Raw genomic sequence first — 16,271 nt, 5'->3', positions numbered from 1 at the left:
CATGCCAAAACGTACAGACATTAAAAGCATCCTGATTCTCGGTGCCGGCCCGATCGTCATCGGCCAGGCCTGCGAATTCGACTACTCCGGCGCCCAGGCCTGCAAGGCCCTGCGCGAGGAGGGCTACCGCGTCATCCTGGTGAACTCCAACCCGGCGACCATCATGACCGACCCGGCCATGGCGGATGCGACCTACATCGAGCCGATCAAGTGGCGCACCGTGGCCAAGATCATCGAGAAGGAGCGTCCGGACGCGCTGCTGCCGACCATGGGTGGCCAGACTGCCCTGAACTGCGCCCTGGACCTGGAGCGCGAAGGCGTCCTGGAGAAATTCGGCGTCGAGATGATCGGTGCCAACGCCGACACCATCGACAAGGCCGAAGACCGTTCGCGCTTCGACAAGGCCATGAAGTCCATCGGCCTGGAGTGCCCGCGCTCCGGTATCGCCCACAGCATGGAGGAGGCCAACGCGGTCCTCGAGAAGCTCGGCTTCCCCTGCATCATCCGTCCGTCCTTCACCATGGGCGGCACCGGTGGCGGTATCGCCTACAACCGTGAAGAGTTCGAAGAAATCTGTGCCCGTGGTCTGGACCTGTCGCCGACCAAGGAACTGCTGATCGACGAATCGCTGATCGGCTGGAAAGAGTACGAAATGGAAGTTGTCCGCGACAAAAAGGACAACTGCATCATCGTCTGCTCCATCGAGAACTTCGACCCGATGGGCGTGCACACCGGTGACTCGATCACCGTCGCGCCGGCGCAGACCCTGACCGACAAGGAATACCAGATCCTACGTAACGCCTCGCTGGCGGTACTGCGCGAGATCGGCGTGGAAACCGGTGGTTCCAACGTGCAGTTCGGTATCTGCCCGGACACTGGCCGCATGGTCGTCATCGAGATGAACCCGCGGGTATCGCGTTCCTCGGCGCTGGCTTCGAAAGCCACCGGCTTCCCGATCGCCAAGGTCGCCGCCAAGCTGGCCGTGGGCTACACCCTGGACGAGCTGTCGAACGACATCACTGGTGGCAAGACCCCGGCGTCCTTCGAACCGTCGATCGACTACGTCGTCACCAAGCTGCCACGCTTCGCCTTCGAGAAATTCGGCCAGGCCGATGCGCGCCTGACCACCCAGATGAAGTCGGTGGGTGAAGTGATGGCTATCGGCCGGACCTTCCAGGAATCCCTGCAGAAAGCCCTGCGTGGCCTGGAAGTGGGTGTCTGCGGCCTGGACGAGAAGCTCGACCTGAGCAACCCGGAAAGCATGAGCGTGCTCAAGCGCGAACTGACCGTGCCGGGCGCCGAGCGCATCTGGTACGTGGCGGACGCCTTCCGTGCCGGCATGAGCGTCGAAGACATCTTCGGCATGAACATGATCGACCCCTGGTTCCTGGTGCAGATCGAGGACCTGGTCAAGGAAGAAGAGCGCGTCAAGACCCTGGGTCTGGCCGCCATCGACCGCGACCTGATGTTCCGCCTCAAGCGCAAGGGCTTCTCCGACCAGCGTCTGGCCAAGCTGCTGGGCGTGACCGAGAAGAACCTGCGGACCCACCGCCAGAAGCTGGAAGTGTTCCCGGTCTACAAGCGCGTCGACACCTGCGCGGCCGAGTTCGCCACCGACACCGCCTACCTGTACTCGACCTATGAGGAAGAGTGCGAGGCCAACCCGTCGACCCGCGACAAGATCATCATCCTGGGTGGTGGTCCGAACCGTATCGGTCAGGGCATCGAGTTCGACTACTGCTGCGTACACGCGGCACTGGCGCTGCGCGATGATGGCTACGAGACCGTCATGGTCAACTGCAACCCGGAAACCGTTTCCACCGACTACGACACCTCCGATCGCCTGTACTTCGAGCCGGTGACCCTGGAAGACGTACTGGAAATCGTCCGCGTCGAGAAGCCGAAGGGCGTGATCGTCCAGTACGGCGGCCAGACTCCGCTGAAACTGGCGCGTGCCCTGGAAGCGGCCGGCGTGCCGATCATCGGTACCAGCCCTGACGCCATCGACCGTGCCGAAGACCGTGAGCGCTTCCAGCAGATGGTCGAGCGTCTGAACCTGCGCCAGCCGCCGAACGCCACTGTGCGCAGCGAAGACGAAGCCGTCCGCGCCGCGAGCAAGATCGGTTATCCGCTGGTTGTGCGTCCGTCCTACGTGCTGGGCGGCCGGGCGATGGAAATCGTCTACAAGGAAGAAGAGCTCAAGCGCTACCTGCGCGAAGCGGTCCAGGTGTCGAACGACAGCCCGGTCCTGCTCGACCACTTCCTCAACTGCGCCATCGAGATGGACGTGGACGCGGTCAGCGACGGTACCGACGTGGTGATCGGCGCGATCATGCAGCACATCGAGCAGGCCGGCGTTCACTCCGGTGACTCCGCGTGCTCGCTGCCACCGTACTCGCTGCCGGCGCACATCCAGGACGAGATGCGCGAACAGGTCAAGAAAATGGCCCTGGAGCTGGGCGTTGTCGGCCTGATGAACGTGCAGCTGGCGCTGCAGGGCGAAGACATCTACGTCATCGAAGTGAACCCGCGTGCCTCGCGTACCGTGCCGTTCGTGTCGAAGTGCATCGGTGTCTCCCTGGCCATGATCGCTGCCCGCGTGATGGCTGGTAAGACCCTGAAGGAACTGGGCTTCACCAAGGAAATCATCCCGAACTTCTACAGCGTGAAAGAGGCGGTGTTCCCATTCGCCAAGTTCCCTGGCGTTGACCCGATCCTCGGCCCTGAAATGAAGTCCACCGGTGAAGTGATGGGCGTCGGCGATACCTTCGGCGAAGCGTTCGCCAAGGCGCAGATGGGTGCCAGCGAAGTGCTGCCGACCGGCGGTACCGCGTTCATCAGCGTGCGTGACGATGACAAGCCACTGGTTGCAGGCGTGGCCCGTGATCTGATCAACTTGGGCTTCGAAGTGGTTGCGACCGCCGGTACTGCCAAGCTGATCGAAGCGGCAGGCCTGAAAGTGCGCCGGGTCAACAAGGTGACCGAAGGCCGTCCGCACGTCGTTGACATGATCAAGAATGACGAAGTCACCCTGATCATCAACACGACCGAAGGCCGCCAGTCGATTGCCGACTCGTACTCCATTCGTCGTAACGCGCTGCAGCACAAGATCTACTGCACAACCACCATTGCTGCTGGCGAAGCCATCTGCGAGGCGCTCAAGTTCGGTCCCGAGAAGACCGTTCGTCGCCTGCAGGATCTACACGCAGGATTGAAGGCATGAGCATAACCAAGTACCCCATGACCGTTCAGGGTGCCAAGGCCCTGGAAGATGAGCACGCTCACCTGACCAAGGTCGTCCGTCCGAAGCTGAGCCAGGACATCGGCACGGCCCGCGAGCTGGGTGACCTGAAGGAAAACGCCGAATACCATGCTGCTCGCGAGCAGCAGGGTATGGTCGAGGCGCGGATTCGCGATATCGAAGGTCGCCTGCAGAACGCGGTGATCATCGATGTCACGACCATTCCGCACACCGGCAAGGTGATCTTCGGCACCACGGTGGAGATCGCCAACGTCGAGACCGACGAAAGCGTGACCTATCACATCGTGGGTGAGGATGAAGCTGACATCAAGCAGGGCAAGATTTCGGTGGGTTCGCCTATCGCTCGCGCCCTGATCGCCAAGGACGAAGGCGATGTCGTGACCGTCAAGACGCCGGGTGGCGTGATCGAGTACGAGATTGTCGCAGTCCGTCACATCTGAACGCAGGCGCCCGCTACGTGCGGGTGCCATGCTCTGGCAGCTGGCCCAGATGCTCTGGGTCGGCGGCTTGTGGTTATTGCACGTTGGGCTGTTGCCGGTCCTCGCGCAGATTGGCCTGGCGCCGCTGCTGATCGAAGAGATCGGCGGCCAGCTGGGCTCCTTATTGGTGGGATTTGCAGTGGTCTGCGTGACCGTGCAGGTCCTGGTGCTGGTTCGAGTCGAAGGTCGATCGAGTCTGTGGCGCGATACTCGCGGGCAGTTGCTGCTGATGGCCTGGTATGCGGGCGCGATGTATTTCGCGGTGCGCTACTGGCAGCCGCAGGCCTCGCGCTGGCAGTTGTTCAGTTATCTGGTGCTCGGCCTGTCCGGGCTGGTGCTGGTACTGCAGCCCGTTCCGGGCGAAGGTGGCAGGGCACGCGAAGCGTACCCCTGACCCTGGCGGGTATCACTTGTAGCGATGAACGTTCGACAGTTGCTTGTTGACGTCGAAGTTGCGGCGATAGATCAGTGCCATCTTGCCGATGACCTGGACCAGGTCCGCCTTGCCGACCTTGCACAGCTCTGCGATGTGCGCCAGGCGCTGTTCGCGGTCGAGGATATTGAGCTTGACCTTGATCAGCTCGTGATCGTTCAGTGCGCGCTCGAGTTCGGCTAGCACACCTTCAGTCAAACCGTTGTCAGCCACAGTCAATACTGGTTTCAGATGGTGGCCAATGGATTTGTACTGTTTCTTCTGCTCTGGAGTGAGCGGCATAATCTGACCCTGCGTCTGATCTTGTAAAAAAATGGCGGCTAGTTTACCCGACCGAGTCCGGGCCCGCCTAGTTAATCGCGATTCGACAATTTTCGAGGTGGCCCGTGGCCCGTTCCAAAACCAGCCAGAACTGGCTGAAAGAGCATTTCAACGACCCATTCGTCAAAATGGCGCAAAAAGATGGGTATCGCTCCCGTGCCAGCTACAAGCTGCTGGAGATCCAGGAGAAGGACAAGCTGATCCGTCCGGGCATGACCGTGATCGACCTGGGTGCGGCGCCGGGTGGCTGGTCGCAGGTGACCAGTCGTCTGATTGGTGGCAAGGGCCGGCTGATCGCGTCCGATATCCTGGACATGGACAGCATTCCCGACGTGACCTTCATCAAGGGCGATTTCACCGAGGATGCCGTGCTGGCGCAAATTCTCGAGGCGGTCGGAAATTCCGAGGTAGACCTTGTGATTTCCGATATGGCCCCCAATATGAGTGGTACGCCTGCCGTGGATATGCCGCGCTCGATGTTCCTCTGCGAGCTGGCGCTGGACCTGGCGGGGCGTGTGTTGCGCCCTGGTGGTGATTTTCTGATCAAGATCTTCCAGGGTGAAGGCTTCGACGAGTACCACAAGAATTTCCGCAAGCAATTCGACAAGGTACAGACGCGCAAGCCGGCGTCGTCCCGTGATCGCTCCCGTGAGCAGTACCTGCTGGGTCGCGGTTTCCGTGGACGGAGTGAGTAAGGCGGTTTTTTTTGGCGGGGCGATAGGAAATTCGCATTTCGCCTCGCGAACATAAGCGAATATTGTGTAGTCAATGTTTCACAAAGGGTTACAGACGGCGCCTGCGAAGCTGTAGGTAATGTAGTAAGTTATGCCGGTGAATATCATGCGAAGCGCGCGCCACGAACGGAGCAAGCTTCAGAGGGTAGTTAATTGAACGATATGGCAAAGAATCTGATCCTGTGGTTGATCATCGCGGCTGTCCTGGTGACGGTGATGAACAACTTCTCCAGCCCTAACGAGCCACAGACCCTCAACTATTCCGACTTCATCCAGCAAGTGAAGGATGGCAAGGTCGAGCGCGTTGCCGTGGACGGCTACGTAATCACCGGCAAACGCAACGATGGCGACAGCTTCAAGACCATTCGTCCGGCAATCCAGGACAATGGCCTGATCGGCGATCTGGTCGACAACCACGTCGTGATCGAAGGCAAACAGCCTGAGCAGCAGAGCATCTGGACCCAGTTGCTGGTCGCCAGCTTCCCGATCCTGGTGATCATCGCGGTGTTCATGTTCTTCATGCGCCAGATGCAGGGTGGCGGTGGCGGCAAGGGCGGGCCGATGAGTTTCGGCAAGAGCAAGGCGCGCCTGCTGTCCGAAGACCAGGTGAAAACCACCCTGTCCGACGTCGCCGGTTGCGACGAGGCCAAGGAAGAAGTGGGCGAACTGGTCGAGTTCCTGCGTGATCCGGGCAAGTTCCAGCGCCTGGGTGGTCGTATCCCGCGCGGCGTGCTGATGGTCGGCCCTCCGGGTACCGGTAAGACCCTGTTGGCCAAGGCTATCGCCGGTGAGGCGAAAGTACCGTTCTTCACCATTTCCGGTTCCGACTTCGTCGAGATGTTCGTCGGTGTCGGTGCCAGCCGTGTTCGTGACATGTTCGAGCAGGCCAAGAAACACGCACCTTGCATCATCTTCATCGACGAGATCGATGCCGTGGGTCGCCATCGTGGCGCCGGCATGGGTGGTGGTCACGACGAGCGCGAGCAGACCCTCAACCAGTTGCTGGTGGAGATGGACGGTTTCGAAATGAATGACGGCATCATCGTCATCGCCGCGACCAACCGTCCGGACGTGCTCGACCCGGCGCTGCTGCGTCCTGGTCGCTTCGACCGCCAGGTGGTGGTCGGCTTGCCGGATATCCGTGGCCGCGAACAGATTCTCAAGGTGCATATCCGCAAGGTGCCGGTCGGTGACGACGTTGCGCCAGCCGTGATTGCCCGTGGTACCCCCGGTTTCTCCGGTGCGGACCTCGCCAACCTGGTCAACGAGGCTTCGCTGTTCGCCGCTCGCGCTGGCAAGCGCATCGTCGAAATGAAGGAGTTCGAGCTGGCCAAGGACAAGATCATGATGGGCGCCGAGCGCAAGACCATGGTCATGTCCGAGAAAGAGAAGCAGAACACCGCTTACCACGAAGCCGGTCACGCGATCGTCGGTCGTGTGGTTCCCGAGCATGATCCGGTCTACAAGGTCTCGATCATCCCGCGCGGTCGTGCGCTGGGTGTGACCATGTTCCTGCCGGAAGAGGACCGCTACAGTCTGTCCAAGCGCGCGCTGATCAGCCAGATCTGCTCGCTGTACGGTGGCCGTATCGCCGAAGAGATGACCCTGGGCTTCGATGGCGTTACCACGGGGGCTTCCAACGACATCATGCGTGCCAGCCAGATTGCGCGGAACATGGTGACCAAGTGGGGGCTGTCCGAAAAACTGGGCCCGCTGATGTACGCCGAGGAAGACCAGGAAGTCTTCCTGGGACGTGGCGGTGGTGGCCAGAACGCCAGCTTCTCCGGCGAGACGGCCAAGCTGATCGACTCCGAGGTGCGCAGCATCATTGACCAGTGCTATGGCGCGGCCAAGCAGATCCTCACCGACAACCGCGACAAGCTCGACGCGATGGCTGATGCGCTGATGAAGTACGAAACCATCGACGCCGACCAGATCGACGACATCATGGCCGGTCGCACTCCACGCGAGCCGCGTGACTGGGGTGGTTCGGGCTCTTCGGGTACCACGCCTCCGGTAGCGAAGAACGAGCGTCCTGAAGCACCGATTGGCGGTCCTGCGGCTGATCACTAAGGTTATCAATGACTTCTGTTAAGTCCTCGACCCGGTTGCCTTGCGGCAACCGGGTTCTTGATTTGGCCCGGACGCATGTCATGGGCATTCTCAACGTTACCCCTGATTCCTTTTCCGATGGCGGGCGCTTCAGCCAGCTGGACGAGGCGTTGCGGCATGCCGAGGGCATGGTGCAGGCCGGTGCTACGCTGATCGATGTCGGTGGTGAATCGACCCGGCCGGGCGCGCGGGTCGTTTCGCCCCTGGAAGAGCTCGAGCGGGTGGCACCGATCGTCGAGCGCATCCATCGCGAGCTGGATGTGATCATTTCGGTCGACACCTCGACGCCGGCGGTGATGCGGGAAACGGCACGCCTCGGTGCGGGCCTGATCAATGACGTGCGTTCGTTGCAGCGCGACGGCGCGCTGGATGCGGCGGCGGCCACCGGCTTGCCGGTGTGCCTGATGCACATGCTCGGCGAGCCTGGCGACATGCAGGACAATCCGCACTATGCCAATGTCACGCAGGAAGTGCAGGCGTTTCTGGTCGAGCGCATGGCCGAATGTGAAGCGGCGGGGATTCCCGCGCAGCGGATCATCCTGGATCCGGGTTTCGGTTTTGCGAAAACCCTCGAGCACAACCTGAGCCTGTTCAAGCACATGGAGCAGTTGCACGGGTTGGGCCGGCCGCTGTTGGTCGGTGTCTCGCGAAAGAGCATGATAGGCCTGACGCTTGGGCGACCGGTGGGTGAGCGCCTGTATGGCAGCCTGGCCCTGGCGGCGTTGGCGATGACCAAGGGCGCGCGGATCCTGCGCGTGCATGATGTGGCCGAGACGGTCGACATCGTCAGGATGATCGCTGCGGTGGAAGCTGCCGAATAAGAATGATGGAGCACGTATGAAGAAAAAATATTTCGGCACCGATGGTATTCGGGGCCGCGTCGGGCAGTACCCGATCACCCCTGATTTCATGCTCAAGCTGGGCTGGGCCGCGGGCATGGCGTTCCGCAAGCAGGGCGCCTGCCGTGTGTTGGTCGGCAAGGACACGCGCATTTCCGGCTACATGTTCGAGTCCGCCCTGGAGGCCGGCCTGTCCGCCGCTGGGGCCGATGTGATGCTGCTGGGGCCGATGCCGACTCCGGCCATCGCCTACCTGACCCGCACGTTCCACGCCGAGGCGGGGATCGTCATCAGTGCTTCGCACAACCCGCACGACGACAACGGCATCAAGTTCTTCTCCGGTGAAGGCACCAAGCTGCCGGACGAAGTCGAATTGATGATCGAGGAATTGCTCGATGCGCCGATGACCGTGGTCGAGTCGGGGAAGCTCGGCAAGGTTTCGCGGATCAACGACGCGGCCGGTCGCTACATCGAGTTCTGCAAGGGCAGCGTGCCGACCGGCACCAAGCTGTCCGAGCTCAAGATCGTGCTGGACTGCGCCCATGGCGCTACCTACAAGGTGGCACCGAGCGTTTTCCGCGAGCTGGGTGCACAGGTCACCGCGCTGTCGGTGCAGCCCAACGGGCTGAACATCAATGACAATTGCGGCTCGACCCATATCAAGCCGCTGCAGGCGGCGGTGCTGGCCGAGCAGGCTGATCTCGGGATCGCTTTCGACGGTGACGGCGACCGGGTGCTGATGGTCGATCACACCGGTACGGTGGTCGATGGCGACGAGCTGGTGTTCATCATTGCGCGGGACCTGGCCGAGCGCGGCAAGCTCAATGGCGGCGTGGTCGGCACGCTGATGAGCAACCTCGGCATGGAGCTGGCGCTGAAGGAGCTGGACATCCCGTTCGTGCGTGCCAATGTCGGTGACCGCTATGTGATCGCCGAGCTGCTCGAGCGCGACTGGCTGGTGGGGGGTGAGAACTCGGGCCATATCCTGTGCCTGAATCACAACACGACCGGTGATGCGATCATTGCCGCGCTGCAGGTGCTGCTGGCGCTGCGCCGTCGTGGCGAAACCCTGGCCGAGGCGCGCCAGGCCGTGCGCAAGTGTCCGCAGGTGCTGGTCAACGTGCGTTTCGGCGGTGGCGTCGACCCGGTCAAGCACCCGCAGGTGGTGGCCGAGTGCGAGCGTGTCACCCAGGCCATGAATGGTCGTGGGCGCGTGCTGTTGCGCAAGTCGGGTACCGAGCCGCTGGTGCGTGTCATGGTCGAAGGCGAGGACGAAAAGTCCGTTCGTGGGCATGCCGAAGGGCTGGCAAAACTGGTTGCTGAAGTTTGTGCCTGAAATTGGCTTGCCAGTGATGATCTGGTTGGGTAATATCTGCGCCCACTTTGACCCGCGAGGTAGAGCATGCGTCGCCCCATGGTAGCTGGTAACTGGAAGATGCACGGTACCCGCGCCAGCGTCGCTGAGCTGATCAAAGGGCTGCGTAATCTGGCCCTGCCGAGCGGTGTTGATGTTGCGGTATTCCCGCCTTGCTTGCATGTCACCCAAGTGGTCGATGGTTTGAAAGGCAAGTCGATTTCGATCGGTGCGCAGAACTCTGCGGTGGAATCCATGCAAGGCGCCCTGACAGGTGAGATTGCACCGAGCCAATTGGTCGATGCAGGTTGCTCCCTGGTTCTGGTTGGGCACTCCGAGCGTCGCCAGGTAATGGGTGAAACGGATCGGATGCTCAATCGCAAGTTTGCGGCAGCGCAGGCTTGCGGGCTGATACCGGTGCTGTGCGTAGGGGAGACCCAGGCAGAGCGTGAAGCCGGCAAGACGCTGGAAGTGGTTTCGCGTCAGTTGGGCAGCATCATCGAAGAGTTGGGTGTCGGTGCTTTTGCCAAGGCTGTGATCGCTTACGAGCCGGTCTGGGCCATTGGTACCGGGCTGACAGCTTCGCCGCAACAGGCGCAGGATGTGCATGCAGCCATTCGCGCGCAGTTGGCGGCAGAGAATTCTGAAGTCGCTCAAGGTGTGCGGCTTCTATACGGCGGCAGCGTGAAGGCGGCCAATGCGGTCGAACTGTTCGGCATGCCGGATATCGATGGGGGGCTCATTGGTGGAGCTTCCCTGAATGCAGATGAATTCGGTGCGATCTGTCGCGCTGCGGGAAACTGAGAAATGCTGGAAACGATCGTAGTCGTTCTTCATCTGTTGGCTGCACTGGGAGTGGTTGCTCTCGTACTGCTGCAACAGGGTAAAGGTGCGGAAGCTGGTGCATCTTTCGGCGCAGGTGCTTCAAATACTGTGTTCGGAAGCCAAGGTTCCTCTACCTTTCTTAGTAAGTTTACTGCTATACTTGCCGCAGGTTTCTTCATAACCAGCTTAGGGTTAGGTTACTTTGCTAAAGAGAAAGCTCACCAGCTGACTCAAGCAGGTCTTCCAAGTCCGGCAGTGTTGGAAGCGCCAAAGCAAAAACCGGCATCTGATGATGTACCGGTGCTCCAGGAGCAAAAGTCGGCCACTCCGGCAGGCGATGTACCTCAAGCTCCAGAGCAGAAGAAGTAAAACGGGTTTCATGCTGTAAACGTTGTATTGCCGAGGTGGTGGAATTGGTAGACACGCAACCTTGAGGTGGTTGTGCCCATAGGGTGTAGGGGTTCGAGTCCCCTTCTCGGTACCAATTATCAGGAGAGCCCGCTGTTGCGGGCTTTCTTGTAGGTGGAAGGTTACATTGACCCAAAATGGGTTCGGTCGTATACTTTTGCCCCAGCTTTGTCGCGGGGTGGAGCAGCCTGGTAGCTCGTCGGGCTCATAACCCGAAGGTCGTCGGTTCAAATCCGGCCCCCGCAACCAGTTTTAGCGGAGCCCCTTTTCAGGGGCTTTTTGTTAGCTGGACCACAATTGATGCCGCGTTGACGGCATTTCAGGGATGGGCGATTCGCCCATTTTTTGTTTTCTTAAATCGCATGCACATCATGCACGAGGGGGTTCAGGTGTCGAGCAAGCTAGAACAGTTGCAGGCCTTGCTGGCCCCGGTGGTCGTGGCCCTGGGCTATGAATGCTGGGGTATCGAGTTTTCCGCTCAAGGCCGCCATTCCGTGTTGCGCGTTTATATCGATAAAGAGGGTGGTGTCCTGGTGGATGACTGCGCCATCGTCAGTCGCCAGATCAGTGGTGTACTGGATGTCGAAGATCCGATTTCCACTGAATACACCCTTGAAGTTTCTTCTCCTGGCATGGAACGCCCGCTGTTCACCCTTGAACAGTTTGCCTCGCATGCCGGCGAACAAGTGAAAATAAGGTTGCGCTCGCCTTTCGAAGGTCGACGCAACTTTCAGGGCCTTCTGCGTGGAGTGGAAGAGCAGGACGTCGTGGTGCAGGTGGATGACCACGAGTTCCTGTTGCCGATCGATTTGATCGACAAGGCCAACATTATTCCCAGTTTTGACTGAGACGCGGATCCCGCGGATCCAATGGCTTGCGAAAGGCGAGGCGTACGATGAGCAAAGAAGTATTGCTGGTTGTTGAGTCGGTATCCAATGAAAAGGGTGTACCGGCAGGCGTGATTTTTGAGGCGCTGGAGATTGCTCTGGCGACTGCTACCAAGAAGCGCTTTGAAGACGAAGTTGACCTGCGTGTGGAAATCAACCGCCACACCGGTTCCTATGAGACTTTCCGTCGTTGGACTGTGGTCGAGGAAGCCGATCTTGACGATCCGGCGATCGAGACCTGGCCAAGCAAGGTGGCGCAGACCCATCCGGGTGCCAAGGTTGGCGATGTCGTCGAGGAAAAGATCGAGTCCATCGAGTTCGGTCGCATTGCTGCCCAGACCGCCAAGCAAGTCATCGTGCAGAAGGTCCGCGAAGCCGAGCGTGCGCAGGTCGTCGATGCCTATCGCGAGCGCCTGGGCGAGATCATCTCCGGCACCGTGAAGAAAGTCACCCGCGACAACGTCATCGTTGACCTGGGTAACAACGCCGAAGCGCTGCTGGCCCGTGAAGACATCATTTCCCGCGAAACTTTCCGCGTCGGTGTACGGGTTCGTGCACTGCTCAAGGAAATTCGCACCGAGAACCGTGGTCCTCAGCTGATCCTGTCGCGTACCGCGCCGGAAATGCTGATCGAACTGTTCCGTATCGAAGTCCCGGAGATCGCCGAAGGCCTGATCGAAGTGATGGCTGCCTCCCGTGACCCGGGTTCGCGTGCCAAGATCGCCGTCCGCTCCAAGGACAAGCGTATCGACCCGCAAGGCGCGTGCATCGGCATGCGTGGTTCGCGCGTCCAGGCCGTCTCCGGCGAACTGGGTGGCGAGCGTGTGGATATCGTGCTGTGGGACGACAACCCGGCCCAGTTCGTCATCAACGCCATGTCGCCGGCTGAAGTCGCGGCGATCATCGTTGATGAAGATGCCCACGCGATGGACATCGCCGTGGGTGCCGACAACCTGGCCCAGGCGATCGGCCGTGGCGGCCAGAACGTCCGCCTGGCCAGCCAGCTGACCGGCTGGACCCTGAACGTGATGACCGAGTCGGACATCCAGGCTAAGCAACAGGCAGAAACCGGTGACATCCTGCGCAACTTCATCGACGAGCTGGAAGTCGACGAAGAGCTGGCACAGGTGCTGGTCGATGAAGGTTTCACCAGCCTGGAAGAAATTGCCTACGTACCGTTGGAAGAGATGCTCAACATCGACGGCTTTGACGAGGAAATCGTCAACGAGCTTCGCGCTCGTGCCAAGGATCGCCTGTTGACCAAAGCCATCGCTACTGAGGAAAAGCTGGCAGACGCCCATCCGGCCGAAGACCTGCTCTCGCTCGAGGGCATGGACAAGGATTTGGCGATGGAACTGGCGGTGCGCGGCGTCATTACCCGCGAAGACCTGGCCGAGCAGTCGATTGACGACCTGCTCGACATCGACGGCATCGACGATGATCGTGCCGGCAAGTTGATCATGGCCGCCCGAGCCCACTGGTTCGAGTAATTAGGCGCGGCCTGAGGAGAGAAGTGCATGACGCAAGTCACGGTGAAACAACTGGCCGATGAGGTCAAAACACCGGTAGAGCGCCTGTTGCAGCAGATGCGTGAGGCAGGTCTGCCGCACACCGCCGCCGAGGAGCATGTCAGCGACAGCGAAAAGCAGTCGCTGCTGACTCACTTGAAGAGCAGCCACAAGGCGAAAGTGGAAGAACCGCGCAAGATCACCTTGCAGCGCAAGACCACCAGCACCCTGCGTGTTGCCGGCAGCAAGAGCATCAGTGTTGAAGTACGCAAGAAGAAAGTCTTCGTACAGCGCAGCCCGGAAGAAATCGAAGCCGAGCGCAAGCGCGAGCAGGAAGAACGTCGCGCCGTAGAAAATGCGGCCCGTCAGAAGGCGGAAGAAGAAGCCAAGCGCCGCGCCGAAGAAGAAGCGCGTCGCCAGCCTGCGCCTGCGCCGGTGGTCGAGCCTGTGGTCGAAGCGGTCGCCGCTCCGGCCGAAGTCGACGAGCCAGTGCGTGAAGCAGCACCGGCTGCCGCGCCGGCCCCTGCCGCCGACACCCGCAAGCGCGAAGAGCCACGTCGTTCCGACAAGTCCCGTGGCGACGAAAACCGTCGTGGCGACGGCGAGCGCAAGAACGCTCCGCATCGCGCTTCGGTCAAGGAAAAGGCGCCGGCTGTACGCGTTGCTCCACGTACCACCGACGAGGAAAGCGATGGCTTCCGTCGTGGCGGTCGCGGCGGTGGCAAGGCCAAGCCGAAGAAACGCAACGCTCACGGTTTCCAGAGCCCTACCGGGCCTGTGGTACGTGACGTGAAGATCGGCGAGACCATCACTGTGGCCGACCTGGCTCAGCAGATGTCGGTCAAGGCTGCCGAAATCATCAAGTTCATGTTCAAGCTGGGTACTCCGGCGACGATCAACCAGGTTCTGGACCAGGAAACGGCCCAGCTGGTGGCCGAGGAACTGGGCCACAAGGTGACCCTGGTCAGCGATACCGCCCTGGAAGATTCCCTGGCCGAGTCGCTGAAGTTCGAAGGTGAGGAATTCTCCCGCGCGCCAGTCGTGACCGTCATGGGTCACGTTGACCACGGTAAGACCTCGCTGCTCGACTACATCCGTCGTGCCAAGGTTGCCGCTGGCGAAGCCGGTGGTATTACCCAGCACATCGGTGCGTACCACGTGGAAACCGACCGCGGCATGGTCACCTTCCTCGACACCCCGGGTCACGCCGCGTTTACCGCGATGCGTGCCCGTGGTGCCAAGGCGACCGACATCGTGATCCTGGTGGTCGCGGCCGACGACGGTGTGATGCCTCAAACCATCGAAGCCGTCCAGCATGCCCAGGCAGCTGGCGTGCCGCTGGTTGTCGCGGTGAACAAGATCGACAAGCCGGGTGCCGACCTCGATCGCATCCGCAGCGAGCTGGCGACCCACGGCGTGACCCCGGAAGATTGGGGTGGCGATACTCCGTTCGTTCCGGTCTCGGCGAAAGTCGGTACTGGCGTCGACGAACTGCTCGAAGCGGTCCTGCTGCAGGCCGAGGTCCTGGAACTCAAGGCAACGCCTTCCGCTCCTGGCCGCGGTGTCGTGGTTGAATCGCGTCTCGACAAGGGCCGCGGTCCGGTCGCCACTGTCCTGGTTCAGGACGGTACGCTGCGCCAGGGCGACATGGTCCTGGTCGGCTCGAACTATGGCCGCGTGCGCGCCATGCTCGACGAGAACGGCAAGCCAATCAAGGAAGCCGGCCCGGCGATCCCGGTCGAGATCCTCGGCCTGGACGGCACTCCGGATGCGGGCGACGAGATGAGCGTGGTGGCTGACGAGAAGAAAGCTCGTGAAGTCGCGCTGTTCCGCCAAGGCAAGTTCCGCGAAGTCAAACTGGCTCGCGCACATGCCGGCAAGCTGGAAAACATCTTCGAAAGCATGGGCCAGGAAGAGAAGAAGACGCTTAACATCGTCCTCAAGTCCGACGTCCGTGGTTCGTTGGAAGCGCTGCAAGGCGCGCTCAACGGTCTGGGTAACGACGAAGTGCAAGTGCGCGTCGTCGGTGGCGGTGTCGGTGGTATCACCGAGTCCGACGCCAACCTGGCACTGGCCTCCAACGCTGTACTGTTCGGCTTCAACGTGCGTGCCGATGCTGGCGCACGGAAGATCGTCGAGCAGGAAGGTCTGGATATGCGTTACTACAACGTGATCTACGACATCATCGAAGACGTGAAGAAGGCCCTGACCGGTATGCTGGGCAGCGACGTTCGGGAGAACATCCTGGGCGTGGCCGAAGTCCGCGACGTATTCCGTTCGCCTAAGTTCGGCGCCATCGCCGGCTGCATGGTGATCGAGGGTAGCGTGCACCGTAACCGTCCGATCCGCGTACTGCGTGAAGACATCGTGATCTTCGAAGGCGAGCTGGAATCCCTGCGCCGCTTCAAGGATGACGCTTCCGAAGTCCGTGCCGGCATGGAATGTGGTATCGGTGTGAAGAGCTACAACGACGTCAAGGTCGGTGACAAGATCGAAGTCTTCGAGAAGGTTCAGGTTGCTCGCAGCCTCTGAATCGCAGGCTTCCAGGAGCCGTGATGGCCTGTCGCAGTATTCTGCACGGGCCTTGAGCGGACTCTAAACGCAACGCCCGGTCCGGCTTCTGCCAGGCCGGGCGTTTGCCGCTTTCAGACCTCTAGGCTTTCGCCTCGGGGCAGTAACAGGTAACAAGACATGGCAAAAGAATATAGCCGTACCCAACGCATCGGCGATCAGATGCAGCGCGAGCTGGCCCAGCTGATCCGTCGTGAGGTCAAGGACCCGCGCGTCGGCCTGATCACCATCACCGCAGTCGATGTCAGCCGTGACGTCGGCCATGCGAAGATCTACATCACCGTGATGGGCCAGGACAACCTGGCAGACATCGCCCAGAGCATCAAGGTGCTCAACTCGGCGGCCGGGTTCCTGCGCATGCAGCTGGCCCGTGAAATGAAGCTGCGCAGCGTGCCGCAGTTGCACTTCCACTACGACGAAAGCGTTGCCCGTGGTGCCCACCTGTCGGCACTGATCGAGCGCGCCGTGGCCGAGGACAGCCTGCACGGCGAGGGCAGCGACCCTCAGGGCGCCCAACCAGAAGACGGTCGGGAGTAAG

Annotated in this window: 14 protein-coding genes and 2 tRNA genes; 15 read left to right on the top strand and 1 reads right to left on the bottom strand. The window is 60.8% G+C overall.

Annotated features, from left to right (window positions below; all coding sequences use genetic code 11):
* The first annotated feature begins 1 nt into the window (after position 1).
* Genes carB through HU752_RS28725 form a run of 3 tightly spaced genes read left to right on the top strand, consistent with a single transcriptional unit; the run spans position 2 to position 4,135 of the window.
* Complete coding sequence (gene carB, locus HU752_RS28735) at positions 2-3,223, top strand: carbamoyl-phosphate synthase large subunit (RefSeq protein WP_186687511.1); 3,222 nt, start codon at positions 2-4, stop codon at positions 3,221-3,223.
* Between the two features lie 2 nt (positions 3,224-3,225).
* Positions 3,226-3,702, top strand: a complete 477-nt coding sequence (gene greA, locus HU752_RS28730; RefSeq protein WP_186687531.1) for a transcription elongation factor GreA — start codon at positions 3,226-3,228, stop codon at positions 3,700-3,702.
* A gap of 28 nt (positions 3,703-3,730) precedes the next feature.
* The gene (locus HU752_RS28725; protein ID WP_186687494.1) at positions 3,731-4,135 is read left to right on the top strand and encodes an MFS transporter; all 405 of its coding nucleotides are present in this window, start codon (positions 3,731-3,733) and stop codon (positions 4,133-4,135) included.
* Between the two features lie 12 nt (positions 4,136-4,147).
* Here the strand turns inward: HU752_RS28725 and HU752_RS28720 are convergent, their stop codons facing one another.
* A complete protein-coding gene (locus HU752_RS28720) occupies positions 4,148-4,456 on the bottom strand; it encodes a YhbY family RNA-binding protein (RefSeq protein WP_186687491.1) in 309 nt (102 codons plus the stop codon).
* Positions 4,457-4,560: 104 nt separating this feature from the next.
* Between HU752_RS28720 and rlmE the strand changes: the two genes are divergently transcribed.
* From rlmE to rbfA, 12 genes are all read left to right on the top strand, one after another.
* On the top strand, positions 4,561-5,190 hold the full coding sequence (gene rlmE / locus HU752_RS28715; RefSeq protein WP_186687488.1) for a 23S rRNA (uridine(2552)-2'-O)-methyltransferase RlmE: 630 nt from the start codon (positions 4,561-4,563) through the stop codon (positions 5,188-5,190).
* Between the two features lie 201 nt (positions 5,191-5,391).
* Positions 5,392-7,302, top strand: coding sequence for an ATP-dependent zinc metalloprotease FtsH (gene ftsH, locus HU752_RS28710; protein WP_186687485.1), 1,911 nt, complete (start codon positions 5,392-5,394; stop codon positions 7,300-7,302).
* A gap of 8 nt (positions 7,303-7,310) precedes the next feature.
* Positions 7,311-8,162 (top strand): dihydropteroate synthase, encoded by an 852-nt coding sequence (gene folP / locus HU752_RS28705; protein WP_186687467.1) that lies wholly within the window; start codon positions 7,311-7,313, stop codon positions 8,160-8,162.
* 16 nt (positions 8,163-8,178) lie between these two features.
* Positions 8,179-9,516 carry a phosphoglucosamine mutase gene (gene glmM, locus HU752_RS28700; RefSeq protein WP_186687464.1) on the top strand — a complete coding sequence of 446 codons (1,338 nt, stop codon included), beginning with the start codon at positions 8,179-8,181 and terminating at the stop codon, positions 9,514-9,516.
* Positions 9,517-9,582: 66 nt separating this feature from the next.
* Positions 9,583-10,338: a triose-phosphate isomerase gene (gene tpiA, locus HU752_RS28695; protein WP_186687461.1), complete on the top strand. Its 756-nt coding sequence runs from the start codon at positions 9,583-9,585 to the stop codon at positions 10,336-10,338.
* Between the two features lie 3 nt (positions 10,339-10,341).
* A complete protein-coding gene (gene secG / locus HU752_RS28690) occupies positions 10,342-10,728 on the top strand; it encodes a preprotein translocase subunit SecG (RefSeq protein ID WP_186687458.1) in 387 nt (128 codons plus the stop codon).
* 29 nt (positions 10,729-10,757) lie between these two features.
* Positions 10,758-10,843: transfer RNA gene (locus tag HU752_RS28685), tRNA-Leu, on the top strand.
* Between the two features lie 96 nt (positions 10,844-10,939).
* A tRNA-Met gene (locus HU752_RS28680) sits at positions 10,940-11,016 on the top strand.
* A gap of 140 nt (positions 11,017-11,156) precedes the next feature.
* A complete protein-coding gene (gene rimP / locus HU752_RS28675; protein WP_054058270.1) occupies positions 11,157-11,615 on the top strand; it encodes a ribosome maturation factor RimP in 459 nt (152 codons plus the stop codon).
* 47 nt (positions 11,616-11,662) lie between these two features.
* Positions 11,663-13,144: a transcription termination factor NusA gene (gene nusA, locus HU752_RS28670; RefSeq protein ID WP_186687455.1), complete on the top strand. Its 1,482-nt coding sequence runs from the start codon at positions 11,663-11,665 to the stop codon at positions 13,142-13,144.
* 27 nt (positions 13,145-13,171) lie between these two features.
* A complete protein-coding gene (infB, locus tag HU752_RS28665) occupies positions 13,172-15,694 on the top strand; it encodes a translation initiation factor IF-2 (RefSeq protein WP_186687452.1) in 2,523 nt (840 codons plus the stop codon).
* 159 nt (positions 15,695-15,853) lie between these two features.
* On the top strand, positions 15,854-16,270 hold the full coding sequence (rbfA, locus tag HU752_RS28660; protein ID WP_186687449.1) for a 30S ribosome-binding factor RbfA: 417 nt from the start codon (positions 15,854-15,856) through the stop codon (positions 16,268-16,270).
* Position 16,271: the final 1 nt, after the last annotated feature.

The sequence above is a fragment of the Pseudomonas vanderleydeniana genome (assembly GCF_014268755.2).
GTDB lineage: Bacteria > Pseudomonadota > Gammaproteobacteria > Pseudomonadales > Pseudomonadaceae > Aquipseudomonas > Aquipseudomonas vanderleydeniana.
The sequence above is the reverse complement of the archived record's forward strand: the minus strand, read 5'-3'. Positions and strand labels throughout refer to the sequence as shown.

Bases quoted from the DNA above. Each gene is read 5' to 3' on its own strand.
- carB (WP_186687511.1), top strand. From the start codon at position 2: ATGCCAAAACGTACAGACATTAAAAGCATCCTGATTCTCGGTGCCGGC.
- HU752_RS28725 (WP_186687494.1), top strand. From the start codon at position 3,731: ATGCTCTGGCAGCTGGCCCAGATGCTCTGGGTCGGCGGCTTGTGGTTA.
- HU752_RS28720 (WP_186687491.1), bottom strand. From the start codon at position 4,456: ATGCCGCTCACTCCAGAGCAGAAGAAACAGTACAAATCCATTGGCCAC.
- ftsH (WP_186687485.1), top strand. From the start codon at position 5,392: ATGGCAAAGAATCTGATCCTGTGGTTGATCATCGCGGCTGTCCTGGTG.
- folP (WP_186687467.1), top strand. From the start codon at position 7,311: ATGACTTCTGTTAAGTCCTCGACCCGGTTGCCTTGCGGCAACCGGGTT.
- glmM (WP_186687464.1), top strand. From the start codon at position 8,179: ATGAAGAAAAAATATTTCGGCACCGATGGTATTCGGGGCCGCGTCGGG.
- tpiA (WP_186687461.1), top strand. From the start codon at position 9,583: ATGCGTCGCCCCATGGTAGCTGGTAACTGGAAGATGCACGGTACCCGC.
- secG (WP_186687458.1), top strand. From the start codon at position 10,342: ATGCTGGAAACGATCGTAGTCGTTCTTCATCTGTTGGCTGCACTGGGA.
- nusA (WP_186687455.1), top strand. From the start codon at position 11,663: ATGAGCAAAGAAGTATTGCTGGTTGTTGAGTCGGTATCCAATGAAAAG.
- infB (WP_186687452.1), top strand. From the start codon at position 13,172: ATGACGCAAGTCACGGTGAAACAACTGGCCGATGAGGTCAAAACACCG.
- rbfA (WP_186687449.1), top strand. From the start codon at position 15,854: ATGGCAAAAGAATATAGCCGTACCCAACGCATCGGCGATCAGATGCAG.